General features: G+C 69.8%; 11 protein-coding genes. 8 read left to right on the top strand and 3 right to left on the bottom strand.

Going from position 1 to position 10,446, the window contains the following annotated elements; translation table 11 throughout:
- Positions 1-52 precede the first annotated feature (52 nt).
- Positions 53-613: an orotate phosphoribosyltransferase gene (pyrE, locus tag ACNPM4_RS19850; RefSeq protein ID WP_448986910.1), complete on the bottom strand. Its 561-nt coding sequence runs from the start codon at positions 611-613 to the stop codon at positions 53-55.
- A gap of 37 nt (positions 614-650) precedes the next feature.
- Here pyrE and ACNPM4_RS19855 point away from each other — a divergent pair, with 37 nt between their 5' ends.
- Positions 651-1,496 carry an exodeoxyribonuclease III gene (locus ACNPM4_RS19855; protein WP_448986911.1) on the top strand — a complete coding sequence of 282 codons (846 nt, stop codon included), beginning with the start codon at positions 651-653 and terminating at the stop codon, positions 1,494-1,496.
- 11 nt (positions 1,497-1,507) lie between these two features.
- Complete coding sequence (locus tag ACNPM4_RS19860) at positions 1,508-2,317, top strand: Cof-type HAD-IIB family hydrolase (RefSeq protein ID WP_448986912.1); 810 nt, start codon at positions 1,508-1,510, stop codon at positions 2,315-2,317.
- A gap of 2 nt (positions 2,318-2,319) precedes the next feature.
- On the opposite strand, the gene ACNPM4_RS19865 is transcribed toward ACNPM4_RS19860, so the two are convergent.
- Positions 2,320-3,906 (bottom strand): carboxypeptidase regulatory-like domain-containing protein, encoded by a 1,587-nt coding sequence (locus tag ACNPM4_RS19865; RefSeq protein WP_448986913.1) that lies wholly within the window; start codon positions 3,904-3,906, stop codon positions 2,320-2,322.
- Here ACNPM4_RS19865 and ACNPM4_RS19870 point away from each other — a divergent pair.
- Entirely contained in the window at positions 3,899-4,255 is a 357-nt protein-coding gene (locus ACNPM4_RS19870; RefSeq protein WP_448986914.1) for a hypothetical protein, read from the top strand. The genes ACNPM4_RS19865 and ACNPM4_RS19870 overlap by 8 nt on opposite strands.
- A gap of 179 nt (positions 4,256-4,434) precedes the next feature.
- Here the strand turns inward: ACNPM4_RS19870 and ACNPM4_RS19875 are convergent, their stop codons facing one another.
- Positions 4,435-5,082 (bottom strand): dihydrofolate reductase family protein, encoded by a 648-nt coding sequence (locus ACNPM4_RS19875; protein WP_029262818.1) that lies wholly within the window; start codon positions 5,080-5,082, stop codon positions 4,435-4,437.
- A 98-nt stretch (positions 5,083-5,180) separates the two neighbouring features.
- Here ACNPM4_RS19875 and ACNPM4_RS19880 point away from each other — a divergent pair, with 98 nt between their 5' ends.
- The 5 genes from ACNPM4_RS19880 (at position 5,181) to ACNPM4_RS19900 (ending at position 10,415) form a co-directional block, all read left to right on the top strand.
- On the top strand, positions 5,181-6,443 hold the full coding sequence (locus ACNPM4_RS19880; protein ID WP_448986915.1) for a sensor histidine kinase: 1,263 nt from the start codon (positions 5,181-5,183) through the stop codon (positions 6,441-6,443).
- The gene (locus ACNPM4_RS19885; RefSeq protein WP_448986916.1) at positions 6,440-7,126 is read left to right on the top strand and encodes a response regulator; all 687 of its coding nucleotides are present in this window, start codon (positions 6,440-6,442) and stop codon (positions 7,124-7,126) included. The genes ACNPM4_RS19880 and ACNPM4_RS19885 overlap by 4 nt, the downstream gene beginning before the upstream one ends.
- 35 nt (positions 7,127-7,161) lie before the next feature.
- Positions 7,162-8,349 (top strand): benzoate/H(+) symporter BenE family transporter, encoded by a 1,188-nt coding sequence (locus tag ACNPM4_RS19890; protein ID WP_448986917.1) that lies wholly within the window; start codon positions 7,162-7,164, stop codon positions 8,347-8,349.
- A gap of 96 nt (positions 8,350-8,445) precedes the next feature.
- The gene (locus ACNPM4_RS19895; RefSeq protein WP_448986927.1) at positions 8,446-9,330 is read left to right on the top strand and encodes an ABC transporter ATP-binding protein; all 885 of its coding nucleotides are present in this window, start codon (positions 8,446-8,448) and stop codon (positions 9,328-9,330) included.
- Positions 9,327-10,415: an ABC transporter permease gene (locus ACNPM4_RS19900; RefSeq protein ID WP_448986918.1), complete on the top strand. Its 1,089-nt coding sequence runs from the start codon at positions 9,327-9,329 to the stop codon at positions 10,413-10,415. The genes ACNPM4_RS19895 and ACNPM4_RS19900 overlap by 4 nt, the downstream gene beginning before the upstream one ends.
- The last annotated feature ends 31 nt before the right edge of the window (positions 10,416-10,446 follow it).

Here is a 10,446-nt window from a genome sequence, read left to right on the forward strand (position 1 = left end):
AGCGCGGCCTCCATCTTCGTGCCGCCGACGTCGACGGCCAGCGCGTAGCGCGTCACTGGGGGTCGAGTCCGAGGTCGTCGAGGTCGAAGGCGGCGCGCCATTCGAGTCCCTCGGCTTCGATGGCCGCCTGCGCCCCGGTCTTGCGGTCGACGATCACGGCGACGGCGACGATCTCGGCGCCTTCCTTGCGCAGCGCCTCGACGGCCTTGAGCGCCGACTGCCCGGTGGTCGAGGTGTCTTCGAGCACGACGACCCGCTTGCCCTTGACGTCTGCCCCTTCGATCTGGCGGCCACGACCGTGGTCCTTGGGCTCCTTGCGCACCACGAACGCGTCGAGCGGGCGATCGGTGGCGACCGAGGCGTGCAGCACGGAGTTCGCGATCGGGGCGGCGCCGAGCGTGAGGCCTCCGACGGCCACGACCTCGAGGTCGCCGATCAGGTCGAGCATGATCCGGCCGATCGCGGGGGCGGCGCGGTGGTCCAGGGTGAGCTTGCGCATGTCGACGTAGTACGTCGCCTTCTTGCCGCTGGAGAGGGTGAAGTCGCCGTGGAACACCGCCTCGTCCTTGATCAGGTCGAGGAGGGTCTGGCGGTCTGCGTCGAGTGCGGTCACGGCATCCAGTGTAGGAGGTGGGCTCTAGGCTGGATGCATGCGCTTGGCCACCTGGAACGTCAACTCCATCCGCACCCGCGTCACCCGCACCGTCGAGTTCGCCGTCCGTGAAGACATCGACGTGCTGGCGATGCAGGAGATCAAGTGCAAGCCCGAGCAGTTCCCCTACGGACCGTTCGAAGAGGCCGGGTACCACGTCGAGGTGCACGGGCTGAACCAGTGGAACGGCGTCGCGATCGCGAGCCGCCTGCCGATCACCGACGTGCGCACGGCGTTCGACGGGATGCCGGGCTTCGCCAAGGGGCATGAGGGCCCGGATGCTCCGCTCGAGGCCCGCGCGCTCGGCGTGATGGTCGACGGGGTTCGGGTGTGGAGCCTGTACGTGCCGAACGGCCGTTCGCTCGACGACCCGCACTACCTCTACAAGCTGCACTGGCTGGAGCAGCTGAAGAAGTCGACGGCGGCCGAGCTCTCGGCGAACCCCGATCTGCCGCTCGCTCTGGTGGGCGACTTCAACATCATCCCGTTCGACCACGACAACGGCGATCCCGACATCGTCGTCGGCCGGTCCACGCACGTGTCCCCGCAGGAGCGCGACGCGTTCTTCGCGTTCCAGGACGCGGGGGTCACCGACGTCGTGCGCCCGTTGCTGCCCGAGGGATACACGTACTGGGACTACCAGCGCCTGAAGTTCCCGCGCAACGAGGGCATCCGCATCGACTTCGTCCTGGGCTCGCGCACGCTCGCCGAGGCTGTGACCGGCGCGTCGATCCACCGGAACGAGCGCAAGGGCGAGCAGCCCAGCGACCATGTTCCCGTGGTGGTCGACCTCAGTTTCGGCGGCGCCGATGACGACGACGATCTTCCGATGATCTTCTCCTGACGGTCGTTCCTGTGACCGTGCGGCTGATCGCCACCGATCTCGACGGCACGCTGCTCGACTCCTCGTCCGTTGTCACGCCGCGCACGCGCGAGGCGCTCGACGCGGCTCGCGACCGCGGCATCCCTGTGGTCCCCGTCACGGCACGTCAGCCGATCGGGCTGCGGGCGATCGCGGGTGATGCGGTTTTCGACGGCTGGGCGCTGTGCAGCAACGGCGCCTATGCCGTGCGCCTGGACGACGGGCGGATGCTGTTCGCCGAAGAGCTTCCCGCCGACACGATCCGCACGCTGGTCGAGGCGCTGCGCGCCAGCATCCCGGGCCTGCTGTTCGCGAGCGTGCGCGAGGGCGGGGAGACCTTCGTGGCGCAGGACGGCTACGCCGAGATCGCCCAACTCTCCGACCACAAGCGCGACCCTCGAACGATGGGTGGCGTGCCGCTCGAGCACGTGCTCGCGGCGCCGAGCCTGAAGCTCGTCATCCGGCATCCGGAACTCGCCCCTGCCGCGCTCTTCGACACGCTGCGCAGCCTCGGGCTGACCGGGTTCGAGGTGACCCTGTCCGGCGCTCCGTTCGTCGAGGTGATGGCCGAGGGCGTCACGAAGGCCACCGGCCTCGCCCGTCTGTGCGAGCACCTCGGCATCGACCGCGCCGACGTCGTCGCGTTCGGCGATGCGCTCAACGACGTCGAGATGCTGCGCTGGGCCGGGCGCGGTGTCGCCATGGCCCATGCGGAACCCGTGGTTCAGGACGCGGCCGACGAGACGACCGCGTCGAACGACGACGACGGCGTTGCTCAGGTGATCGAGCGGCTGCTCGGCTGAGTTCAGCTCTCGACGCGGCGCCGACGCACGAGCAGTCCACCCAGGACGGCGAGCATGACGCCGAGCGCGATGATCGCGGTCGGGGTTTCCGCCCCGGTGGCCGCCAGTCGCGTTCCCGGGGTCACCGCAGCGCCACCGCCGGCCTCTGCCGCCGCTGTCACCACGAGTGTCGCGCTCGCGATCACGGCGCCGCCCGACAGCGCGACGAGACTGTGCGTGCCCGCTGGTGCGCTGGCCGGAATCCGCAGGGATCCCCGGAGGACACCATCCGCGTCGGCGGTGAGGGTGCCGAGCGCGATGGGGTCGGAGCGCAGCTCGAACGCGATGGTCGCTCCCGGCGCGAAGCCGGTGCCGGAGACGGTGATGTCCTTGCCCGCCTGGATCGAGCCCACCGAGAGCTCCAGCGTCGGCATCGGCTGGGGCTGCACCTCCACGGGGACGAGCGTGAAGTCGACTCCGTTCACCGGCGTACCGACGACTGCGGGGACGGGTGTCGCTTGTGCAGCGGTCGTCACACCGTCGAAGTACTGTGGCTTCGCCGTAAGCGTGGAGCCGTCGAGGAACTCTGCCGACGCCTTGAGGATGTACGTCCCCGGCAGCAGGCGCAGCGTGTACTCGCCCGTGAGGTAGTCGGCCTGTGCGGAACCGACGAGTCGGTCGCCCTGCCACGCTTCGACGAGGATCCCCCGCACGTCGTCACTGTCGATCGATACGCTCCCGGAGATGAGGCCGGCGCGGTCCATCACGGCATCGATGCCCGTGACACGCTGGCTCGAACCCACCACGACCGGAGTCGCTTCCTCGATGGTGCGCGCGTTCTCCCAGTACTCATCCGCGTGTTCGTCGCTGAAAGAGCGGAATTCGACGACGTAGGTTCCCGGCGGGAGCGCTGCCGAATAGGTCCCGTCGCCCTCGACGGAGTGACCGGAGATGTATCCGTCGCCGTTCGTCGATCTGATCCATACCGTCGCCATGGGGACCTCCCGGCCCTCCTGCGTCACCGTGCCTTCGATGTGGCCGACCGCGTCGAGCGCCGCGTCGATGCCGGCCGCTGTCTCGGTGCCCGTCACGGAGACCGCAGTCGCCGCGTCGTACCCGTACACGTTCTGCCAGTACTCCGTGGCGAGCTGTTCCCCGTCCGGCGAGAGGAACTGCACGACGTACTCCCCCTCGCTCAGCCCTTCGATGCGGTATGAGCCGTCGGCTCCCGTCTGAGCTGCGCCGACGATCTCATGCTGGTCGAGGGCGTTCACCGTCACGCCGGCGAGTGCAGAGCCGTCTCTGGCGGTCGTCACGACACCGGAGATGGTCGCGCCGCGCTTCAACGACGCATCGATGCCGGTGACTGCCGTCCCCTCACCGATGACGACCAACGTGCCGTCGCTCCAGATGGCGGTGTCCTTCCAATACTCGCGCTGGAGGTCGGTGCCTACCGGGAAGAAGGACACGAGGTAGGAGCCGGGGGCGAGCCCCGTCAGGGAGTACGCACCGGACTCGTCCGTGTAGTCCTCCACCCAGGGCGTCCCCTCACCACCGGTCGACACCAGCACCCCGGCGAGCGGAGTGCCGTCGTCCTCCTGGGTGACCACGCCGCTGATCGATCCCGTCGAGACGCCCGCGGGCGCGGCGGGCGCGCTCACCGTGGGCGCGCTCACCGCGGGCACGGCAGGCGCGCTCACCGCGGGCACGGCAGGCGCTGTTTCCCCGGTCGCGGCCGGCTCGGTTTCCTCGGGCGCGGCCGGCTCGGTTTCCTCCGGCGCGACCGGATCGCTCGCCTCCGGTTCACTCGCCTCGGCCACGCTGATGTCCACCGCACCCGTTCCTTCGGCGCTCCACGTCACCGCCTCTGACACCGAGTCGCCTGAATCGGCAGCCATCGCTGATGTGGCACCGCCGAAGGCCAAGGCGAGAGCCGCGACCCCACCGATGACAGCCTGAATGAATGCGCGACGTCGCGCCATGTTCCCCACCCTCCGAAGCGAGGTGGCGCGCGGCACCGTGCCGTCGCGTTCGACCTCGAAAAGCCGCCGATCGCTCGGCAGCATCTGCCCTGAATCTACCGGCTCAGGGCAACGGAGCGGAATAGTCGATTCGCGTGATCAACCCTGCGTTCGTGTTTACCCGAAGGTCCCGACCTCCGGCACGCGATCGGTCCGGCCGTAGCGGAGGAACATCACGCCGGCCTCGTCGGTGATCGGCGGCTGCGAGAGCCGCAGCACTGACGGCAGCGCGTTGTCGTCGAAGACCTTCTTGCCGGTGCCGAGCAGGATCGGATAGACCCAGAGGTTCAGCTCGTCGAAGAGCCCCTCGGCGAGCAGCGTGTGCACGAAGTCGATGCTGCCGATCACATGCACCTCGCGATGGGCGGCCCGCAGCGCCGCGACCTCTGCCGCCAGGTCATCCCCCACCCGGGTGCTGCCCTGCCAGTCGAGCGCGAGATCGGCATCTCTCGTCGCCACATACTTCGGGACGCGGTCGAACAGCCTGCCGATGTGCCCCTCGGGGCCATCGGTGTGCTGCGGCCAGTACGACGCGAAGATGTCGTACGTCCGGCGACCGAGCAGCAGCGCATCGAGGCCCCGCATCCCGTCGTCCACCTCGGCGCCCATACCGGGTGACGGGTATCCCGCCTGCCAGCCGCTGAAGCGGAAACCACCCGACGTGTCTTCGCCGACGCCGCCCGGTCCTTGCGCGACACCGTCGAGGGTCATGAAGAGGTCGATCAGGATGCGGCCGGATGCGTCTTCGGTCTTGTCAGCGCTCATGTCAGTCAGTCAATAACAAGCGAATCCCGCCTACCAGCCCCTCTCCGATCCGCCGCTCGGGGGATGCCGGGAGGCGGTCGCCGCTCTACGGTGGAGGGATGCCTGCCCCTGCGTTCACCCGCACGCCGACCGCGCGCGAGCGACGAGCCGATGTCATCCTCGCCGCCGTCATGTTCGTCGGCGCGGTGCTGAGCGCGGGGCTCTCCTCGATCGCGGAGATCTACGGCGACGAGCAGGCACCCCTGTGGTGGGCACTCGTCTACGCCGTCGTCGCCACCGCTCCCCTCGCGTTCCGCCGCCGCTGGCCGGGTACCGCCGCCGTGATCGTGGCCGCGGCGTACTTCACGGCCGTCACCATCCGCGTCCCCGAGATCTACGTCGGCAACATCGTGATGTTCCTCACGCTGTACACGGTCGGTGCGTGGATGAACGACCGACGTCGCGCGATGCTCGTACGCGTCGGGATCATCGTGGGTATGTTCGTGTGGCTGATCATCACGATGTACCGCGACGCGATCAGCGAGGCCGACAAGGCCGATGTCGCCGCCGGAGCCATGTCGCCGTACGTCGCCTTCATGCTCATCCAGCTGCTGCTGAATGTGCTCTACTTCGGCGGTGCCTACTACTTCGGCGAGCGCTCCTGGGCGGCAGCTGCGCAGCTGGCCGTGCTCGAGCAGCGCACCGTCGAACTGGAGCGCGAGCGCGAGGTCACCGCGGCGCAGGCCGTCGCCCTCGACCGGGTGCGCATCGCCCGCGAGCTGCACGACGTCGTCGCCCACCACGTGTCGGTGATGGGCGTGCAAGCCGGCGCCGCGCGTCTCGTGCTCGAGCGCGATCCCGCGGAAGCCGCCCGCATCCTCTCCGGCGTCGAGGGTTCTGCCCGCGACGCGATCCACGAACTGCGCCAGTTGCTGGAGACCCTGCGCACACCGGGCGGCGAGACGACGGACGCGGCATCCACCCTCGCCCTGGACGACATCGCCGAGCTCGTGGAGGCGTCGACCGAGGCCGGGCTGCCCACGGACTACACGGTGATCGGCGAACCCGTGCCCGTGCCGTCGCTGGTCGCGGTGAACCTGTACCGCATCGCCCAGGAGTCGCTCACGAACGCCCGCCGTCACGCCGGCAGCGGAGCGACCGCCGACGTCCGCGTGCGCTACGACGACGACGGCGTGGAGGTCGAGATCGTCAACACCGGGCGTACGGTCGCCCAACTCCGCCCGGGGCTCGGCCAGCTGGGCATGCGGGAGCGCGCCGCCGCGTCCGGAGGCACGCTCGAGGTGACGTCTCGACCGCTGGGCGGGATGCGTGTGCGCGCCCGCGTGCCACTCCCGACACCGACCGGATCGAGCGTGCGATGAGCGAACCGATCCGCGTGCTGCTGGTCGACGACCACGCGCTGCTGCGCGCCGGCTTCCGCACCATCCTCGACACCCAGCCCGACATCACGGTGGTCGGCGAGGCCTCATCGGGAGCAGAGGCCGTGGCGCAGGCATCCGCCCTCCATCCCGACGTGATCACGATGGATGTGCAGATGCCCGACATGGACGGTATCGAGGCGACCCGTCGCATCGTCACCGATCCCGCGGTCGCGGCGGCCATCGCGATCGTCACGACCTTCGACCGCGACGACTACCTGTACCAGGCGCTGGATGCCGGAGCCAGCGGATTCCTGCTCAAGAACGCCGGCGCCGAGGATCTGATCGCCGCCGTCCGCGCTCTGGCGGCCGGCGACGGGATGCTCGCCCCCGAGGTGACGCGTCGGGTTCTCGCGCGGTTCGCCGCGACCCCCGCACCGGCCACCTACTCCACGCCTCCGACGGGCACCCCTGCGCCCAGGGTCGCCCTCGCCGAGCCGCTCACCGACCGTGAGGCCGAGGTGCTGACCCTGCTCGCCGACGCGCGCAGCAACGCCGAGATCGCGCGGGCGCTGTACATCGGCGAGGCCACGGTCAAGACGCACGTCTCGCGCATCCTGCAGAAGCTCGGCGCCCGCGATCGCGTGCAGGCCGTCGTGCTCGCGCACCGCATGGGCCTCGCGTAGGCGAGCCGATACGCCTCCGCGATAACCTCGGAGCCATGCCCGAAACCGCACCCCTGTCCCGCCCGATCCTGGCGGGGGTGGTGACGGCACTCGTCGGATTCACGAGTTCGTTCGCGGTCGTGCTGACGGGTCTGGATGCGGTCGGGGCGGATGCGGCCCAAGCGGCGAGCGGACTGCTCGCCGTGAGCCTGATGATGGGCCTCGCGTGCGTCGTGCTCGCGTGGCGGTATCGGATGCCGATCACGGTCGCGTGGTCCACACCCGGTGCCGCGTTGCTGGTGGCGACGGGCACCGTCGAGGGCGGCTGGCCGGCGGCGGTCGGGGCCTTCCTCGTGGCCGCCGCACTGATCCTGCTCACGGCGCTGTGGCCGGCACTCGGAGCTCTCATCGCCCGCATCCCGCCGTCGATCGCGCAGGCGATGCTGGCCGGCGTGCTGCTGCCGCTGTGCCTGGCTCCGATCACCGGCATCGTCGCGAACCCGTGGGGCGTCATTCCGGTCGTGCTCACCTGGCTGGTGTTCGCCCGGCTCGCGCCGCGGTGGGCGGTTCCGCTCGCGTTCGTCGCGGCTGCCGTCGTGGTCGCGGTCTCACTGATCGGCGCTTCCACGGTGGACGAAGGCGCCCCGTTCGACCCCGCCGTGCTGCTGCCGCGGCTCGAGTTCACGGCGCCGATGTTCACGGTGGGCGCGCTGGTCGGCCTCGCGCTGCCGCTGTTCATCGTGACGATGGCCTCGCAGAACGTCCCGGGCATCGCGATCATGCGCAGCTTCGGGTACGAGGTGCCGTGGCGTCCGGCCATGCTCGTCACCGGCCTCGGCACCGCGCTCGGGGCGACGGCGGGCGGTCATGCCATCAACCTCGCAGCGATCAGCGCGGCCCTCGCCGCCTCACCGGATGCCGACCCCGACCCGAAGCGACGGTGGGTCGCCGGGGTCTCGACCGGGGCGTCGTACCTGGTGCTCGCGGTGTTCTCCGCCGCCTTCGCCGCTCTCGTGGTGCTCGCGCCCGCCGCCGTGATCCCCGCGGTCGCCGGCCTCGCGCTGTTCGCCGCGTTCGGCTCATCCGTGCAGCAGGCCATCGACGATCCGGGCGAACGGATCCCCGCGGTCGTCACCTTCCTGGTCGCGGCATCCGGCATCGCCGTCCTCGGTGTCAGCGCCGCGTTCTGGGCGCTGGTCGCCGGGCTCCTGGTCCGCGCGGTCCTGCACGCGGGTCGTCGCTAGCCCAGGGTCAGCCGCGGGGTGGACGGGCGCGGGTCCGCCACAGGGGGGATGCCCCGGGATGCCTGCGCTCCGTAGCGTGAGGGTATGACGACAGGAATGCTCGAACTCTCCGGCATCACCAAGAGCTACGGCTCTCGGCGCGTGCTCGACGATGTGTCCTTCACGGTGGCCCCCGGCCGCCTGACGGGCTTCGTCGGCGGCAACGGCGCCGGCAAGACCACCACCATGCGCATCGTCCTGGGACTGTTGTCCTCCGACGGCGGCACGGTCGACCTCGACGGCGCTCCGCTCACGACGGCGGACCGCCGCCGCTTCGGCTACATGCCCGAAGAGCGCGGCCTGTACCCGAAGATGAAGGTGCTCGAGCAGATCGTGTACCTCGCCCGCCTGCACGGTTTCGGCAAGCAGGATGCGACCGACCGGGCGACGGAGCTCCTCACCGAGCTCGGCCTCGGCGAACGACTGAACGACACGATCGAGTCGCTGTCGCTCGGCAACCAGCAGCGGGCGCAGATCGCCGCCTCGCTCGTGCACGACCCCGAGGTGCTGATCCTCGACGAGCCGTTCTCCGGCCTCGACCCGCTCGCGGTCGATGTGGTCGCCGGCGTGCTGCAGTCCAGCGCCGCGAAGGGCGCATCGATCCTGTTCTCCTCCCACCAGCTCGACGTGGTCGAGCGCCTGTGCGACGACCTCGTCATCCTCGCCGGCGGCACGATCCGCGCCTCCGGCTCGCGCGACGCGCTGCGCGCCGAGCATGCCCGTGACCGCTACGAGCTCGTCTCCGCCGGAGACGCCGGATGGCTGCGCACCGAGCCCGGTGTGACGGTCGTCGACTTCGAGGGCGGCTATGCCCTGTTCGACGCCGACGGCCCTGAGACGGCGCAGCGCGTGCTGCAGTCCGCCGTGCAGAGAGGCGACGTCGCCAGCTTCGCGCCGAAGCATCCGTCCCTCGCCCAGATCTTCAAGGAGGTCATCCAGTGAGCACCCCTGCCCCCGTCCGCAGCACCAACGGCATCTGGCTCGTCGCCGAGCGCGAGATCGGATCGAAGCTGCGCAGCAAGGCCTTCCTGATCTCCACCGGCATCCTGCTGGTGCTCGCCCTCGCCGGCATCATCCTCGGCGGCTTCGCGAGCAAGAACACCGAGACGACGCCGATCGCCGCGACCGCGGAGACCGCCGCCGCCGTCTCCGCCATCCCGGGCTTCGAAGTCACCGAGGTGGCCGACCAGGCCGCCGCCGAGGAACTCGTGCGCGACGACAAGGTCGACGCCGCGGTGCTGCCCGGCGACGGGCCCTCGGGGTACACGATCATCGCGCTGCAGGATGCGCCGAGCTCGCTCGTCTCGGCGCTGTCCCAGTCGCCCGACGTCGTGATCCTCGAGCCGGTCACGACGAACCCGCTCCTGCGCTACTTCATCGCGATCGCGTTCGGTCTCGTCTTCATGATGGCCGCCGCGACTTTCGGCGGGACGATCGCGCAGAGCGTCGTGGAAGAGAAGCAGACCCGCGTGGTCGAGGTGCTGCTGTCGGCGATCCCGGCGCGCACACTGCTGGCCGGCAAGGTCATCGGCAACACGGTGCTCGCGATGGGGCAGATCCTCGCCCTCGCGGCCGTCGCCACGATCGGGCTGATCGTCACCGGTCAACGCGAAGTGCTCACGACGCTCGGAGCGCCGATCATCTGGTTCGCCGTGTTCTTCCTGTTCGGCTTCATCCTGCTGGCGGCGATGTTCGCGGCGGCGGCGTCGATGGTCTCCCGCCAGGAAGACATCGGGTCGACGACCACTCCGATCACGATGCTGATCATGGCGCCGTACATCCTGGTCATCGTGTTCAACGACAACCCGCTGGTGCTGACGATCATGTCGTACGTGCCGTTCTCGGCCCCGGTCGGCATGCCGATGCGCCTGTTCGTCGGCGAAGCGCAGTGGTGGGAGCCGATGCTGAGCCTGGTGATCCTGCTCGCGAGCTGCGTGGCCGCGATCGCCATCGGCGCGAAGATCTACGAGAACTCGCTGCTGCGCATGGGTTCGCGGGTCAAGCTCAGGGACGCACTGCGCGCCTGAGACTGCGCAACAGAGAAGCCCCCTGCTCCGC

The sequence above is a fragment of the Microbacterium umsixpiens genome (assembly GCF_053543675.1).